The 15,947-nt window shown below is 69.4% G+C and carries 15 protein-coding genes; 7 read left to right on the top strand and 8 right to left on the bottom strand.

Features of this window, described 5'->3' with window-relative positions; translation table 11 throughout:
- Positions 1–156: 156 nt before the first annotated feature.
- Positions 157–1,284 carry an ADP-ribosylglycohydrolase family protein gene (locus ACFXC1_RS19305; protein ID WP_381244178.1) on the bottom strand — a complete coding sequence of 376 codons (1,128 nt, stop codon included), beginning with the start codon at positions 1,282–1,284 and terminating at the stop codon, positions 157–159.
- Positions 1,285–2,438: 1,154 nt separating this feature from the next.
- Between ACFXC1_RS19305 and ACFXC1_RS19300 the strand changes: the two genes are divergently transcribed.
- Together ACFXC1_RS19300 and ACFXC1_RS19295 are read left to right on the top strand one after the other, a co-directional pair.
- Entirely contained in the window at positions 2,439–2,750 is a 312-nt protein-coding gene (locus ACFXC1_RS19300; RefSeq protein WP_381244176.1) for a helix-turn-helix domain-containing protein, read from the top strand.
- 24 nt (positions 2,751–2,774) lie between these two features.
- Positions 2,775–3,287 (top strand): DUF5753 domain-containing protein, encoded by a 513-nt coding sequence (locus ACFXC1_RS19295; RefSeq protein ID WP_381244174.1) that lies wholly within the window; start codon positions 2,775–2,777, stop codon positions 3,285–3,287.
- Here ACFXC1_RS19295 and ACFXC1_RS19290 read toward each other — a convergent pair.
- The 3 genes from ACFXC1_RS19290 to ACFXC1_RS19280 form a co-directional block, all read right to left on the bottom strand.
- Positions 3,277–3,462, bottom strand: a complete 186-nt coding sequence (locus ACFXC1_RS19290) for a zinc-binding dehydrogenase (protein WP_381244173.1) — start codon at positions 3,460–3,462, stop codon at positions 3,277–3,279. The genes ACFXC1_RS19295 and ACFXC1_RS19290 overlap by 11 nt on opposite strands.
- 177 nt (positions 3,463–3,639) lie before the next feature.
- Complete coding sequence (locus ACFXC1_RS19285) at positions 3,640–4,191, bottom strand: hypothetical protein (RefSeq protein WP_381244171.1); 552 nt, start codon at positions 4,189–4,191, stop codon at positions 3,640–3,642.
- Between the two features lie 93 nt (positions 4,192–4,284).
- Positions 4,285–6,870 carry a bifunctional FO biosynthesis protein CofGH gene (locus ACFXC1_RS19280; RefSeq protein WP_381244169.1) on the bottom strand — a complete coding sequence of 862 codons (2,586 nt, stop codon included), beginning with the start codon at positions 6,868–6,870 and terminating at the stop codon, positions 4,285–4,287.
- Positions 6,871–7,110: 240 nt separating this feature from the next.
- Between ACFXC1_RS19280 and ACFXC1_RS19275 the strand changes: the two genes are divergently transcribed.
- From ACFXC1_RS19275 to ACFXC1_RS19260, 4 genes are all read left to right on the top strand, one after another.
- The gene (locus ACFXC1_RS19275) at positions 7,111–8,640 is read left to right on the top strand and encodes a CehA/McbA family metallohydrolase (RefSeq protein ID WP_381244167.1); all 1,530 of its coding nucleotides are present in this window, start codon (positions 7,111–7,113) and stop codon (positions 8,638–8,640) included.
- A 100-nt stretch (positions 8,641–8,740) separates the two neighbouring features.
- Complete coding sequence (locus ACFXC1_RS19270; RefSeq protein ID WP_381244324.1) at positions 8,741–9,136, top strand: nitroreductase/quinone reductase family protein; 396 nt, start codon at positions 8,741–8,743, stop codon at positions 9,134–9,136.
- Between the two features lie 45 nt (positions 9,137–9,181).
- The gene (locus ACFXC1_RS19265; protein WP_381244166.1) at positions 9,182–9,412 is read left to right on the top strand and encodes a hypothetical protein; all 231 of its coding nucleotides are present in this window, start codon (positions 9,182–9,184) and stop codon (positions 9,410–9,412) included.
- Entirely contained in the window at positions 9,388–9,708 is a 321-nt protein-coding gene (locus tag ACFXC1_RS19260; RefSeq protein WP_381244164.1) for a type II toxin-antitoxin system PemK/MazF family toxin, read from the top strand. The genes ACFXC1_RS19265 and ACFXC1_RS19260 overlap by 25 nt, the downstream gene beginning before the upstream one ends.
- A gap of 19 nt (positions 9,709–9,727) precedes the next feature.
- On the opposite strand, the gene ACFXC1_RS19255 is transcribed toward ACFXC1_RS19260, so the two are convergent.
- The 4 genes from ACFXC1_RS19255 to ACFXC1_RS19240 form a co-directional block, all read right to left on the bottom strand.
- On the bottom strand, positions 9,728–11,191 hold the full coding sequence (locus ACFXC1_RS19255; protein WP_381244162.1) for an aldehyde dehydrogenase family protein: 1,464 nt from the start codon (positions 11,189–11,191) through the stop codon (positions 9,728–9,730).
- On the bottom strand, positions 11,188–12,927 hold the full coding sequence (locus ACFXC1_RS19250) for an N-acyl-D-amino-acid deacylase family protein (RefSeq protein ID WP_381244323.1): 1,740 nt from the start codon (positions 12,925–12,927) through the stop codon (positions 11,188–11,190). The genes ACFXC1_RS19255 and ACFXC1_RS19250 overlap by 4 nt, the downstream gene beginning before the upstream one ends.
- A gap of 101 nt (positions 12,928–13,028) precedes the next feature.
- The gene (locus tag ACFXC1_RS19245; protein ID WP_381244161.1) at positions 13,029–14,147 is read right to left on the bottom strand and encodes an LLM class flavin-dependent oxidoreductase; all 1,119 of its coding nucleotides are present in this window, start codon (positions 14,145–14,147) and stop codon (positions 13,029–13,031) included.
- Between the two features lie 110 nt (positions 14,148–14,257).
- Positions 14,258–15,028: an SDR family NAD(P)-dependent oxidoreductase gene (locus tag ACFXC1_RS19240; protein WP_381244159.1), complete on the bottom strand. Its 771-nt coding sequence runs from the start codon at positions 15,026–15,028 to the stop codon at positions 14,258–14,260.
- A gap of 160 nt (positions 15,029–15,188) precedes the next feature.
- Between ACFXC1_RS19240 and ACFXC1_RS19235 the strand changes: the two genes are divergently transcribed.
- Positions 15,189–15,923, top strand: a complete 735-nt coding sequence (locus ACFXC1_RS19235; protein ID WP_381244157.1) for a hypothetical protein — start codon at positions 15,189–15,191, stop codon at positions 15,921–15,923.
- Positions 15,924–15,947: the final 24 nt, after the last annotated feature.

Below are 15,947 nucleotides of genomic sequence, written 5' to 3'. Positions count from 1 at the left end.
GGCCCGAACACAGTCCTCCCGGTCCGGGTCCATGTTCCGGCCAAGGGACGTCGCACCGACGTCGGGACGATCACCCTGTTCTGCCAGACGCTCGTCGACCCCGACCAGTCGCAGCGCCTGATGAACTGATCCGATCGCACACCGGTTGCGGACGGTTCAGCCCCGCGGGTAACGGGCGAGCCAGCCCGGGGAGGCACCTGCCGGACCGTGCAGCGCCGGCCCCTGGGTCATCTCCACGGCGAAGTCGTCCGCGAGCACGAGCAGCGTGGGACGGCCCTCCAGCTCGGCCAGCCAGACCGGCGGCAGGGCCGTCTCGCCGTACAACGCCCCCAGCAGCCCACCGGTGAGCGCCCCCGCAACCCCGGAGGGCCCACCGTGATTCACGGCAAGACACAACGCGTGCCGTACGTCCTCCCCGACGAGCGCGCAGTACACAGCCCCCGAGAGCACCTCCTCCGCGCCCCCCTCCCCCACAAGTTCCTCGACCCGCCCCGAGGTCGGCATCCCCTGCCGCACGGCACCAAGCGCACGCTGCAGCCCATCGGAGACAGCCTGATGCCCGGGCCGGGCGGCCAGCAGCGCAAGCGCCCTCTGCACAGCCGCGTCGAGACTCTCCCCGCGCGCGAGCCCATGCACAACGACGGCGTACGCCCCGGCCGCCAGATACCCGACCGGATGCCCATGCGTCTGAGCCGCACACTCCACCGCAAGCTGCATCACCAGCTGCGGCTCCCACCCGACGAGCAACCCGAAGGGCGCCGAACGCGCAGCCGCCTCGCCCCCCACCTCACCAGGATTCTTGGGCGCGTCGAGAGTCCCCATCCGCTCGTCCCCAAACCCCAGCAAACAGGCCCGAGTCGGGTCCCGCCGCGCGTACAGCCACTCCTCCCGCGCGAGCCACCCGTCATCCTTACGACGCTCGTCGGGTCCCCAGTCGTGCTGGGTGGCCGCCCATCGCAGATACGCCCGGTGCAGATCGGTGGGCGGATGCCAGGCCCCGGTGTCCCGCCGCACCTGGGCCCGGATCAGCCCGTCGACGGTGAACAGGCTGAGCTGCGTGAGATGAGTGACGGCCCCCCGCCGCCCGTACCCGAACGCCAGATCTACGAGGCCCTCCGCACCGTAGGCCTCCCGGATCTCGTCCATCGCCAACAGGTCGACGGGCGACCCGAGTGCGTCCCCCACAGCGGCCCCCAGCAACGTCCCCCGCACCCGGCTCCGAAAGTCCTGCTGCTCCCCCCGCCCCCAGACGGCCCCGGCAGCGGTTGCGGTTGCGGCACTCACCAAGACCTCCTCAGGCGCCGTCCATACGTACGAGTCAGCTCAGCACTGTAATCGAACGGGGACGGTGAGTTGAGGGGGCTGATCGGTATACGGGGAGTTGAACCGACCTGCGACGACAGAGTGGACGTTGGGCCACTCGCTTCTTTGCCAGTGTCGGGCTTCCACGGACCGAGTAAAGGGCGCTCCCTGCGGTCGCGTCGGCTTCGCCGATGGCCCTGCGGGCCACCCTTGACTAGGTCCGCTCCAGCCCGTCTGAGAAGCGAGCGAGCGGCCCGGAGGAATGGGTGGCCGACGCATGCCCACCCCTCACGTGGGCTGCGTCCGCAACCAGCGGAGCGGGGCGCGTACGCGCCTCGCCAGCACGCCGGGCCGGCTCAGCGGCCAACCCCGAGTGGGGGGGATCCGCAGGGACAGGACACAGGCCTGGGGGGGTAGGGGGGTCCGAAAAAGTGTGACACTCCCCGCCCGAAGCGTCACACTTTTTCAGACCCATACCCCCACCCCCTCTCCTTTCCTCCTCCCCCACCGTCTCTGTCGGCTGCGCAATGGGGCCTCCGGCCTTGTGCCCTGCCCCCCGTAACCTGACCTGCGGGAGCAGAGCACCGCACGGCCGCACGGCTTGCCCAAACAGCGCCCGAACTCCCGAAGCAAGCCACAGAACGCACCAAGCCGGTCCCCGCCTTGGAAACCCCGCAGACCGAAGCCGAAGACCGCCAGCACATCGGCCATCAGCCAGACCCGCACCTCAGGACACTCGGCATCCGCCGCAACAGGACAACACACCCTCCGCCCACGGCACCGGCCCTCCACCGAGGCATTCGCGACACCCACACCCGGAAAACGGCCCACCAAGCCCAGGCCGAAGAAACACTTCACGTCATCCCACAACACGCCGAGCACCCCAGTCCCCCCACCGGCCGTTGGCCGCTGAGCCCACCCGGCGTGCAGGCGAGACGCCGACGCGCCCCGCAACACCGGCCCACAACGCAGCCCACGTAAGGGGCTGACATACCTGGGCCCCCCATTCCTCCGGGCCGCTCGCTCGCTTCTCAGACGGGCTGGAGCGGACCTAGTCAAGGGTGGCCCGCAGGGCCATCGGCGAAGCCGACGCGACCGCAGGGAGCGCCCTTTACTCGGTCCGCGGAAGCCCGACAATGACAAGAAGCGAGTGGCCCAACGTTCACCCCACAACTCAGAGCCACAGCAACCCCCTCACCCCGCCCCAACACGAGTTCGGCCCACACGGTCTTGCAGGGGGTGGGTGCCTCAACAGCATTCATGTCGGTACGGAGCGCGACTGTCCGGGTGCTGTCCGGGGTCGTCCGGCTCGCGTGCGTGAGGCCGCCGGGCTGTCGCAGGCGGAGTTCGGGGGCGAGATCGGGTACAGCGCGGAGATGGTCTCGTCGGTGGAGCGGGGCGGCGAGCACCCAAGCCGGAGTTCCCGGACAAGGCGGACAAGGTACTGAAAGCGGGCGGCCAAGATCTCCGCGATGAAAGAGGACGTGGAGAAGGCCCGGTACCCAAAGAAGGTGCGGGATCTGAAGAAGCTGGAGGACGAGGCCGTAGAACTGGGGGCCTACGACAGCCACCAGATTCACGGTCTGTTGCAAACCCCGGACCACGCAAGGGAGTTGTACGCCATGCGACGGCCCGCGTATACGGAGGAGGAGATCGATCGACACGTCACCGCGCGCGTGGCACGCAAGGCCGTCTTCGAACGCAAGCCAGCGCCGCAGCTCACCTTCGTCCAGGAAGAGGTGACGCTACGGCGACCCCTCGGAGGCAGAATGGTGTTGCCCACGGACCGCGAGGACCACGCGGGTATGGCGGGCTCGATCAGGCTGTTGAAACTCCGCGATGGCAAGGCACTCGGGCACTCGGAGAGCCAGCTCCACAGCCGTCTGATCAGCGATCCCAAGGAAGTTCATGTCCTTGAGATGCGCTATGGCATGACCCGGGCGCAGGCTCTCACGCCCCGGGAGTCTCTGACCTTCAGGGCTTGAGGACGATCTTGCCGTGGGTGTGGCGGCGTTCGAGCTCGGTATAGGCCTCTTGGACCTGCGCCAACGCGTAGACGTTCGCGATGGGTACCTCAAGATGGCCGTCGGAGATCAGCCCGGCCGGTTCGGTGAGTACCTTGGCGCCCGGCCCGGCCGCCGCCCCTCCGTCGGTTTTCACCCCGTACTTCGCGGCGGCCGCGAAATCAGCGATGGTGTCGATCCGTTTGGCGCGGCGGCACTGATCCGGTCGGCGGCTCCGTCGCCGTAGGCGAGCGGGATCACTCCGTGGTTCTTCAGCCACTCGTGGTTGCTCTGGCCGGCCAGGCCGAGACGGCGCGACGATCAGGAATCTCCCCTAATTGACGACCGTCACCCGCGTGCCCGTCGTCCCGAACGCCCACAGCGCCGCCCCGTCCGCCTTGCCCATCCGCACACCGCCCGTCTGCTTGCCCGCGGCCGGCGGAGGCGAGGAGCCGTCCACCGCGTTGGAGAAGGCGATGTTGAGGCCGGACTTGGTGGCGAAGTAGACGATGTGCTCGATCTGGACGCCGTCGGAGCCCGTCGTGGCGTCCTTGCGGACCGAGACGGTGTATTTGCCGGGGTCGGGGCTCACCGTGCCCGGCCAGACCGGGAACGTGCGGGCCGCCTTGTCGCTCGCGTCGACCAGCCAGACCCGTTTCTGGCCGACGGCGTAGACGATGCGCCGGCCGGTGCCGGAGGAGGCGGGTACCGCGGCGGCCGTCGCGTGCGGCTTGGGGGACTTGGACGCGTGCGCGGTGGCCGAGGCGCTGGGGCGGGCGGCGGACGCCTTCGGGTGCGGACCCTTGTCGGCCTGCATGGCCAGGACCGTGACCGCGGCGATCGCTCCCACCGTCAGACCGGTAACCCAGACCTTCGAGGCAGGCACGGGCACGCATCTCCTCAGCTACTCACAGCCCCCACATCCCGATCGAACAGGGGTCGGATCATCGTACCGGCCCCTGTCCGACCGCCCGGACCCTCAGTCCAGCACCGGCAGCAGTTCCGGCAGGTGCCCGTCCGAGGCGGACGCGGCGCGCTGCCGCTCCTCGGGCACCTCTCCGTACAGCGTGGTGCGCGGTCGCGCCGGCCGGCCCGCCAGTTCCGCCACGGCGACCAGGTCACGTACCGACTTGTAGGAGCCGTACGACGAACCCGCCATGCGCGAGATCGTCTCCTCCATCAGCGTGCCGCCGAGGTCGTTCGCGCCGGAGCGCAGCATCTCCGCCGCGCCCTCCGAGCCCAGCTTCACCCAGCTCGTCTGGATGTTGGGGATCCAGGGGTAGAGGAGGAGACGAGCCATCGCCACCACCGCCCTGTTGTCCCGCATCGTCGGGCCCGGGCGGGCGATGCCCGCCAGGTACACCGGCGCGTTGGTGTGGATGAACGGGAGTGTCACGAACTCCGTGAAGCCGCCCGTGCGTTGCTGGATTCCGGCCAGGGTCCGCAGGTGGCCCAGCCAGTGCCTGGGCTGGTCCACATGGCCGTACATCATCGTCGAGCTCGACCGGATGCCCAACTCGTGTGCCGTCGTGACGACTTCGATCCAGGTCGCCGTCGGCAGCTTGCCCTTCGTGAGGACCCAGCGGACCTCGTCGTCCAGGATCTCCGCCGCCGTACCGGGGATGGTGTCGAGGCCCGCCTCCTTCGCGGCCGTCAGCCACTCGCGGATGGAAAGGCCCGTGCGCGTCGCGCCGTTCACCACCTCCATGGGGGAGAACGCGTGGACGTGCATCCCGGGAACCCGCTCCTTCACCGCCTTCGCGATGTCGAAGTACGCCGTGCCGGGCAGGTCGGGATGGATGCCGCCCTGCATGCAGACCTCGACCGCCCCGACTTCCCAGGCCTGTTGGGCCCGGTCCGCCACCTGGTCCAGGGAGAGCGTGTACGCGTCCGCGTCCGTACGGCGTTGCGCGAAGGCACAGAAACGGCAGCCGGTGTAGCAGACGTTCGTGAAGTTGATGTTCCGCGTGACGATGTACGTCACCTCGTCACCGACCACCGACTTCCGCACGTCGTCCGCGATCCGCGTCAGCGCGTCCAGCGCCGGGCCGTCCGCGTGCAGCAGGGCGAGGGCCTCCGCGTCGGTGAGCTTCGTGGGGTCGTCGGCCGCCGTCGCCAGTGCCTGCCGTACGTCCGTGTCGATGCGCTCGGGCACCATGCCGGGCGCCGCCGCCTCGCGCAGGGCGGCCCAGTCGCCGTAGACCTCGTCGAAGTCGTCACGGCGGTCGGACGTACGGCCCTCCGTGTCGATCGACGCGTGCAGGTCCGTACGGCCGGAGGAGACGAAGGCCTCCTCGGGCTCCTGCCAGGCGTGGCCCTCCACGACCGCGTCCTCACGCGCGAGGCCCGTCTCCGGGTCCGCCAGGGCCCGTACGTGCGGCAACAGGCGTGGGTCCAGCCAGGGTTCGCCCCGGCCCACGAACTCGGGGTAGACGCAGAGGCGTTCGCGGAGTTCGAAGCCCGCCTCCGCGGACTGTTCGCGCAGCAACTCGATCTGGGGCCAGGGGCGTTCGGGGTTCACGTGGTCGATGGTGAGCGGGGACACCCCGCCCCAGTCGTCGATGCCCGCGCCGATCAGGCGCTTGTACTCCGAGTCGACGAGGTTGGGCGGCGCCTGGAGACAGGCCGACGGGCCCATGATGTGCCGCGCCACCGCGACCGTCGCCACCAGCTCGTCCAGTTCCGCGTCCGGCATGCCGCGCATCGCCGTATCGGGCTTGGCACGGAAGTTCTGGATGATGAGTTCCTGGACGCCGTGGTAGGACCGGGAGATCTTGCGGAGCGCGAACAGGGACTCCGCGCGCTCCTCGTACGTCTCGCCGATGCCGATCAGGATCCCGGACGTGAAGGGGACGGAGGAGCGGCCCGCGTCCTCCAACACCCGCAGGCGTACGGCGGGTTCCTTGTCCGGGGAGCCGTAGTGCGGGGCGCCGGGCTCGGACCAGAGGCGGGTCGCGGTCGTCTCCAGCATCATGCCCATGGACGGGGCGACCGGCTTCAGGCGCTGGAAGTCGGTCCAGCTCATGACGCCGGGGTTGAGGTGGGGCAGCAGGCCCGTCTCCTCCAGGATGCGGATGGAGATGGCGCGGACGTAGGCGATCGTGTCGTCGTAGCCGTGCGCGTCGAGCCACTCGCGCGCCTCCGGCCAGCGGTCCTCGGGCTTGTCGCCGAGGGTGATGAGGGCTTCCTTGCAGCCGAGGGCCGCGCCCTTGCGGGCGATGTCGAGGACCTCGTCCGGGGACATGAACATGCCGTGGCCGGCGCGGCGGAGCTTGCCGGGGACGGTGACGAAGGTGCAGTAGTGGCACTTGTCGCGGCACAGGCGGGTGAGGGGGATGAAGACGCTCTTCGAGTACGTGATCACGCCGGCGCGGCCGGCCGCGTCGAGGCCCGCGTCGCGCACCCGGGCGGCGGACGCGGTGAGGTCGTCGAGGGCCTCGCCGCGGGCCTGGAGCAGCACCGCCGCTTCCGTCACGTCGAGGGCGACGCCGTCACGGGCGCGTTTGAGGGCGCGACGCATGGAGTTCTCGGTCGGGGCGGTTCCGGAGCTCGCGGGAGTCGTCATCCTTCGAGCATACGATCGGTCTGATCAGGCCAAAGAGGGGCGCCCGATTCGTTCCGGCCGGGCAGGTCGTTACACGGTGTCACTGGCAGTGGGAGCTCTCCGCCCTCCCCCGTGCCGGCTCCGGTTTCCCGACACCCGCCGATTGCCTTTCCTTGCACGGGAGTTCACAGCGGGCTATCAGAGTCGTACGGGTCACCTCCGCACGATCCCTGTCACTGACGACACCCCGGGAGCAGCCGCATGTGCGACGACGATCACGGAAACGGTCTCAACCGGCGCGCGCTGTTCGTGACGGGCGCAGCCGCCGCGCTTACGTTGGGAAGCGTGAGCTTCGCGAGCGGCGCCGAGGCCGCGGCAGACGGCGACCAGGAGAGCCGGACGGTACGGGGCACCCTGCCGCCCGGCTCGCCCGACTTCGTGTACGTCCCCGTCGAGGTCCCGGCGGGGGTCCGCGAGCTGAAGGTGGCGTACACCTACGACCGACCGTCCGTCCCGGCCGGCACCCAGGGCAACGCCCTCGACATCGGCGTCTTCGACCAGCACGGCACCGGCCTCGGCGGCCGGGGCTTCCGGGGCTGGTCGGGCGGGGCGCGCACGGAGTTCTTCGTCCGGGTGGACGACGCGACGCCCGGGTACATCCCCGGCCCGGTGCACGCCGGCGTCTGGCACATCGCGCTGGGCCCGTACACGGTGTCCCCGCAGGGCCTGTCGTACGAGCTCACGATCACGCTCACCTACGGCGAACCGGGTGTCGCGCCGCAGCCGGTGTACCCGCCGGAGCGGGCGAAGGGGCGGGGGCGGGACTGGTACCGGGGTGACTGCCACCTGCACTCCTGGTACTCGGACGGGCGCCGCACCCCCGCCGAGATCGCGGCGCTGGCGCGGGCGGCGGGCCTGGACTTCATCAACACGTCGGAGCACAACACGCACTCCTCGCACCCCCATTGGGCCTCGGAGGCGGGCGACGACCTGCTGATCATGCTCGGCGAGGAGGTCACGACCCGCAACGGTCACGTGGTCGCCCTCGGCACCGAGCCCGGCACGTTCGTCGACTGGCGGTACAGGGCCCGCGACAACCGCTTCGGCCGGTTCGCCCGCGAGATCCGCCGGGCCGGAGGGCTCGTGGTCCCGGCCCACCCGCACGCCACCTGCATCGGCTGCGCCTGGAAGTTCGGCTTCGGCGAGGCGGACGCCGTCGAGGTGTGGAACGGCCCCTACACGCCCGACGACGAGGTCGCCCTCGCCTCCTGGGACGCGACCCTCGTGGCCTCCGTCCGCGAGAACCGGGAGTGGCTCCCGGCGATGGGCAACAGCGACGCCCACCGCGACCCAGACGCGGTCGGCCTCCCCCAAACCGTCGTCCTGGCCGACGACTTGACGAGGGAGGCGATCCAGGACGGCATCCGCGCGGGTCGTTCCTATGTCGCCGAGTCGAAGAACGTCTCCCTCTCCTTCACCGCGACGGGGACGAAGGGCGAACACGCCGGTATCGGCGAGCGGTTGAGGGTGGCCGCCGAAACCCCGGTGACGGTACGGCTGGAGGTCACCGGCGCCCCGCGCTGCACCGTCCGCCTCGTGACCGACCAGGGCGTGCTGTTCACCAGCGATCCCCTGCCGGTCGCGGGCACGGGCACCATCGAATGGCGGACGACTCCGACCTACGCGGCTTACGTACGGGCCGAGTTGAGGCACGAGACGGCGGCGGGGGTGGTGCCGGGGGCACTCGCGGCGTTCACGAATCCGATCTTCCTCGGAGAAGCCGCACGGTGAACTGAGGACGGCGTTGCCCATGCCGACGGATTCCCTGTCGGACGCGCACGGCACCATGGGAGGACACGCCCCGGCCGATCAACAGGAGACCCGAGAACCGATGCCCCCATCCACCCCCGAATCCAAGTACCGCACCATCAGCCGAATCCAGCGCATGCTGAACTCGGTCACCCGCCGCCTCCCCACCCAGACCGTCCTGGAGACCATCGGCCGCGTCTCCGGGCAGCCGCGCCGCACCCCGCTCGGCGGACGCCGTGTCGGCGACACTTTCTGGCTGGTCTCGGAGTTCGGCGAACTCTCCCACTACGTCCGCAACATCAAGGCGAACCCCGAGGTCCGGGTCCGCATCATGGGCCGCTGGCACACCGGGACGGCCCACCTCCTCCCCGACGACGACCCCCGCGCCCGGCTGCGCACCCTGCCCCGCTTCAACAGCGCGGCGGTGAAGGCGATGGGGTCGAACCTGCTGACGGTGCGGGTGGATCTGGACAAATAGGGATGACTCGCCATATACCTAAATGACGGGTGCCACGATGCCGACATGACGGTCAACATGACGATGAGCCTCCCTGATGATGTGGCCGCGTACATCAAGGCCAAGGGCAACGCCTCCGCATACACGGCCCGGATACTGCGCCGCCGAATGCTCGCGGCGGAGTTGGAGAGGTCCGCGCGCCTGCGGGCCGAAGCCGGCATCGTGACGACCGCCGCAGAGCCCGCCGAGACCGAGGAAGCGACCTTCGAGCGGTGGGCGCGGGTGGGCGGTCGGTGAAGCGGGGGCACGTCTACGAATTGGCTTTCTCCGGCGGTCCCGGGCATGTTCTGGTGATCTCGTCGGACGCTCTGAACACGCAGAACAAGTGCGCCACCTGCGTGCTGATCTGTCCGCAACAGGTACGGGAGGCCACGCTCGTCGACATCCCGATCACCTCGCCTTCGACAGGCACCGTCGTGCTCGGCGAATTTCGCACACTGTCCGCGCCTCGCTTCACCGAGGACCTCGGACCAGTCGACGAGCGGCTCATGGAAGCGGTCGAGATCGGACTCCGCGCAGTCTTCGGTCTCTAGCCGAGGTCGGTCCCGCCCCTCACCCCTGCCACACGATCGCCTGCACCTCGCTGTACGCGTGCAGCGCGTACGAGCCCACGTCCCGGCCGACGCCGCTCTTCTTGAACCCGCCGAACGGCGCCTCCATGTTGCGCCCCACGGTGTTCACGCCCACCCCGCCGGCCCGCAGCAGCCGGGCCACCCGGAACGCCCGGGCCACGTCCCCCGACCAGACGTAGTCGATGAGGCCGTAGTCGCTGTCGTTGGCGAGGGCGATTCCTTCCTCCTCGTCGTCGAAGGGAACGACCACGACGACTGGACCGAAGATCTCCTCGCGGACGACCCGCATCTCGGCGGTGCAGTCGGCCAGGACGGTGGGGGCGACGTGGAACCCCGGTCCGTCCGACGGCCGTTCGCCACCGGCGACGACCACCGCGCCTTCCTTGCGGCCGAGTTCGACGTACGACTCGACGCGTTCCCGGTGCGCAGCCGAGATCACCGGCCCGACCACCGTGTCCGGCGAGCGTGGATCTCCGACCTTCAATCGACCGGCGTAAGCGGCCAGTTGCTCAACAACCCTCTCGTACATGCCCCGTTGGGCCAGTACCCGCGTCGGCGCCGTACAGATCTGCCCGCTGTAGAAGGAGAAGGTCGTGCCGATACCGGAGACGGCGGAGGCGAGGTCGGCGTCGTCGAAGACGACAGCCGCCCCTTTCCCGCCCAGCTCCATCAACTGCCGCTTCATACCCCGCCCGCACACCTCGGCGATGCGCTGTCCGACCGCCGTGGACCCGGTGAAGCTGACCATGTCGACGTCCGGCGACTCCACGGCCGCCTCCCCGACCTCCACCGCCCGCCCGTTGACCACGTTCACGACCCCGCGCGGCACCCCGGCCGCCTCCAGCGCCTCCGCCATCCGGTAGACGGAGAGCGGGTCCTGCGGGGCGGGTTTCACGACGACCGTGTTGCCCATGGCGAGGGCGGGGGCGATCTTCCCGGCGGGGTTCGCCCACGGGTTGTTGTACGACGTGATGCACGTGACGACACCCACCGGCTGCCGTACGGCAAGGGCCCCCATGACGGCCGCCCGGCCGAAGGGTCCCGCCTCGTTGACCTGCGGCGCGATCGCCCACTCGGCCGGCTCGACGGTCGCGTACCGCCGGAACCGGGCGGCGGCCACCCCCACCTGCATGCCCCGCGCGGTCCCGGTCGTCGCGCCGGTCTCCGCCTGGGCGAGTTCGGCGTACGGCACCAGCTCGCCCCGGACGAGGTCGGCCGCGCGCCCGAGGATCGCCGCGCGTTCCCCGGGCGGCGTGCGCGACCACGGCCCGAACGCCTCCCGAGCAGCCGCCGCGGCGGCGAACACCTGCTCCCGCGAGGCCTCCGGCGCCCACCCCACGGTCTCCTCGGTCGCGGGATCGACGACGGCGTAATGCCCACCGTCCGGCACGACCCACTCCCCGCCGATGAACAGCCGCTGCCCATCGGCAACTTGGGAACTCACCGGGTGCTCACCGTCCTGGTGTCCCGCCCCGACCGCAGCACCCGCCCCGGCACGGACCCGCTCACCACATCGCCCCGGATGGCCTCAACACCGTTGACCCACACGGCCGTTACCCCGATCGCCTTGGAGTCAAGCCGCGGACTGTCACCCGGCAGGTCGTGCACCAGGGTGGCCTTGCCGGCGTCGATCCGCTCCGGGTCGAAGAGCACCAGGTCCGCATGCCAGCCCTCCCGCACCTGCCCGCGCTCCCGCAGCCCGAACAGCCGCGCCGGATCGTCGGTCAGCATCTTCACGGCCTGCTCGAGCCCGACCAGCTTCCGCCCGCGCAGACAGTCCCCGATGAACCGGGTCGTGTACGGCGCCCCGCACATCCGGTCCAGATGCGCCCCCGCGTCGGACCCGCCGAGCAACACGTCCTCGTGCTGCCAGGTCTCGGCGCGCAAGGCCCAGGAGGCGGGGTCGTTGTCGGACGGCATGGGCCACAGCACGGTCCGCAACTGATCAGCCGCACAGATCTCGACCAGACACTCGAAGGGCTCCTGCCCCCGTTCCTGGGCGATGTCCTTGACCACCCGCCCGGTCAGCCCCTCGTTGGCCTCGCTGTACGTATCCCCAATCACATAGCGCCCGAAGTTCGCGAGCCGCCGGAAGACCCCGGCCTCCTTGCTGTTCGCCCGCAGCAACATCTGCGCCCGTACGCCGGGTTCGCGCAGCGCGGCGATCCGTTCGGGCACGGGCAGGCTCAGGATCGGCCCCCACCCGGGTATCAGGTTCAGCGCGCAGAAGGTGCCGAGGGACATGTTCATCGGCGTGAGGATCGGCATGGTCAGCGCGACGACCCGCCCGCCGGCCTTCCGCGCCCGCTCACTCGCGAACAGCTGCCGGGGCACGCGCTCGGGCACGGCGGCATCCACGGTGAGCACGTTCCAGTTCAGGGGCCGCCCGGCCACCGCGCTCATCTCGACGAACAGATCGATCTCGGCGTCGCTGAACTGATCCAGACACCCGGCGACGATCGCCTCGATCTGCGTTCCCTCGTGCTCCCCGACGGCCCGTGAGAGAGCGAGCAGTTCCTCGGGGCGGGCGTGCCGGGAGGCGACCGGCTGCCCGTCGCCGTCCGAGTGGGTGGAGGACTGGGTGGTGGAGAAACCCCAGGCCCCCGCGTCCATCGCCTCGTGCAACAGCCGTACGATCTCGGCGAGTTGCTCCTCACTCGGCTGCCCACCCACGGCGTCCGGCCCCATCACGTACCGGCGCAGCGCGCAATGCCCCACCATGAAACCGGCGTTGACCGCGATCCGCCCTTCCAGCGCGTCCAGATACTCCCCGAACCCACGCCAACTCCAGGGCGCCCCCTCCTCCAGCGCGACCAGCGACATCCCCTCGACCTTGGACATCATGCGGCGCGTGTAGTCGGCGTCCTGCGGTTTCAGGGGCGCGAGGGTGAACCCACAGTTCCCGGCCGCGACGGTCGTCACCCCGTGGTTGAGGGAGGGCGTGGCATACGGATCCCAGAACAGCTGGGCGTCGTAGTGGGTGTGGGGGTCGACGAACCCGGGCGCGAGGACGAGCCCGTGCGCGTCCTCACTGGTACGGGACTCCTCGGTGATCGTCCCGATCGCGGCGATCCGCCCGTCCCGTATGCCGACATCGGCGGTGTACGCGGGCGCGCCCGTCCCGTCCACGACGGTCGCACCCTTGATGACGTGATCGAACACAGGGTGACTCCTTGAGATACGTGACGCATACCTACCTAGGGGCGCGGGGCTGTATCGATTTGCGGCTACCGCCGCGTGGGCGCGACCAGCCCCCACACACCCGCAGCCGCCGTACAACCTCAGGCGGTCTCCCGGAACCGCGTGGTCCGATGAACAGGATCCGTGTCGATCTTCGGAATCACGTGCTCCCCGATCAACCGAATCGTCTGCAACGTCTCCTCCTTCGGCACCCCCACGGGCAACCCGAAGCTCAACTGATCCGCCCCGGCCTGCTCCCACCGCTTGCACTGCGTGAGCACCTCGTCCGGGTCCCCGCAGATCAACAGCTCCTCCTCCACGAGGAGTTCGACGAACTCCGGCGTGTACTCGGGCAGCGTCTCCGGCCACACGGGGAACCCCTCGGGCCGCGGGAACGTGTCGTGGTACCGGAACACCAGCGAGGGCAGATAGTGCAGCCCACCGCTGGTCGCGATCCGGATCGCCTCGTCATGCGTGGGCGCACAGATCGCGGTCGTCGTCACCATCACGTTGTCGTTGACGAACGCCCCCACCGGCTCGGCGTTCACGATCGCCGTCTTGTACTGCTCCAGCACCCACTCCATGTCGGAGACCTTCTGGATGCTGAACCCGAGGACACCGAGCCCCTTGTGCGCGGCCATGGCGTACGACGGAGGGGAGCCCGCCGCGTACCACATCGCCGGGTGCGCCTTCCCGTACGGCTTCGGCAGAACCTTCCGCGGCGGCAGCTGCCAGTGCTTGCCCTGGAAGCCGACGTACTCGTCCTGGAGCCACATCTTGGGGAACTCGGCGATGGTCTCTTCCCAGATCTCCTTGGTGTAGTTCATGTCGGTGACGCCCGGTATGAACCCGAGGATCTCGTGGCTGCCGGCACCCCGCCCGCTGCCGAACTCGAAGCGGTTGCCGGAGAGATGGTCGAGCATGGCGACCTTCTCGGCGACCTTCACCGGGTGGTTGACCTGGGCGAGGGGGTTGAAGATGCCCGAGCCGAGGTGGATGCGTTCGGTGGCGTGGGCGAGGTAGCCGAGGAAGACGTCGTTCGCCGAGAGGTGCGAGTACTCCTCCAGGAAGTGGTGCTCGGAGGCCCAGGCGTACTTGAAACCGGACTTGTCCGCCTGGATGACGTACTCGGTCTCCTCCATCAGCGCCTTGTGCTCGGCCAGCGGGTCCGTTTCGGCACGCTTGCCCACGTATCCCTGTACAAAGAGCCCGAATTCCAAGGAGGTTCACCGTCCCAAGTCCAGGTGGTCCCTATGAGTGCTACGACTTTCTGACGTAGCGTCAGATTCGTCAATAGATGACGCCCCGTCAGATACCTCGGATGCTGCTGTCAGATGACACTGACCCCCGCCAGCCAGCCCCCGTCGATCACGAACGGCTGCCCGGTGATGTACGACGAGTCGTCCGACGTCAGAAACAGCGCGAGGCGGGCGACCTCCGCCGGCTTCCCGATCCGCCCGAGCGGCACAAGCTTGCGGTACAGCTCGTCCAGGGCCCGGGACATCTCCTCCGCGTCGGCGTCCGGGTCGAGCTGGGCCGGGTTGGACATCGCCGTGTCGATGGCGCCGGGGCACATCGCGTTGACCCGTATCCGCCGGCTCGCCAACTCCAGCGCGGCGACCCGGGTGAGCCCGAGGATCGCGTGCTTGGTCGCCGCGTACGTCCCCACGGCCGCCATCCCCGTAACCGCCGTGTACGAGGCCGTGTTGACGATCGTGCCCCCGTCCTCCATCGCCGCCGCCACGGTCTTGATCCCGAGAAAGCACCCGACCTGATTCACCCGCACGACCTGCATGAACTCCTCGAGCGGCGTGTCCACGAGGGAGTTGAACCGCAGGATCCCCGCGTTGTTGACCAGCCCGTCGATCCGCCCGTACGTCTCCTTCGCGGCCCCCACGGCGGCCCCCCAGTCCGCCTCCTCGCCGACATCGAGATGCACGAAGGACGCGCCCAACTCCTTCGCCAGCGCCTCCCCTTGCTCGTCCAGCACATCCGCTACGACGACCTTCGCGCCCTCCGCCGCGAACAGTCGCGCCTCCTGCTCCCCCTGCCCGCGCGCCGCTCCGGTGACGATGACGACACGCCCGTCCAGCTTGCCCATGCGGGCCTCCTCGGGATCGGTGGATGCGGCTCATCGTACCGCCGCATCTGACGAAGCGTCAGATGCAGAACGAGGGCTTGCACAAGCACACTTGAAGTGACCCCGGAGTAGGGACATTTGACCCTGGCCATACCTCGGCTTGACTCCAAGAATGCCGGGTATGGCAAAGCGGAGATTGCGCAACAGGAAAGTCAGGTACGTGGCGATCGGTGCCGCACTCGCCACCGGGGGAACGATCGTCGCCCTCCTGCCGTCGGCGAACGCGGCCGACGCGAAGACGCCGGACCAGATCATGACCATGTGTGAAAGGTCCGCCGTGGTGAATGGCGTGAAACGGTCGGTGGAGGATTTCGGCGGCGCTTTCGCGGACGGTTTCCAGGCCGACAACTGTGATTTCGTGGAGACGAATTTCGAGACCTTCGACGGACCCACCGAGAAGTCCTCCATCGACTTCCCGAACTGCGAACCGAACGCCACCGAAGCGGCCAAGGTGTCCATCACCTGGTCGGCGACGGCCGCCCAGGGGCAGGGAAAGTACGTCTCCACCCAGCAGGGCGGCGGCGGTGGCCTGTTCGGATTCCTGAGCGGGTCCTGGGTCAAGCACAAGGGCACCCTCGACATGACCGTGAAGTCGGCGACGGCCGGCGACACGGAGACGCGGGACGTACCGGTCGGCAAGGTGCTCCACATGGAGTTCACGCCGAAACTCCAGCGCATGACCGGCGAATGGCGGGTGCGCATCGACGCCGACCCCGGCAGCTTCGCCGTAAACCCTTCTCCCGAGCAGAACTTCGTGGCACCGGACGTCGTCGAGGGACCGGTCATCCTGCCGGGCGCCGCGGGCGCCCCCGGTGTCGTGGACGGCACCTCCAAGGCGGTCCTGGAGGACTGCTGAGCCGCTGGCCGACCTTCAAGTACC

The organism is Streptomyces hokutonensis, from assembly GCF_042751305.1.
GTDB classification, from domain to species: domain Bacteria; phylum Actinomycetota; class Actinomycetes; order Streptomycetales; family Streptomycetaceae; genus Streptomyces; species Streptomyces hokutonensis_A.
This window is presented reverse-complemented; position numbering and strand designations above follow the sequence as displayed.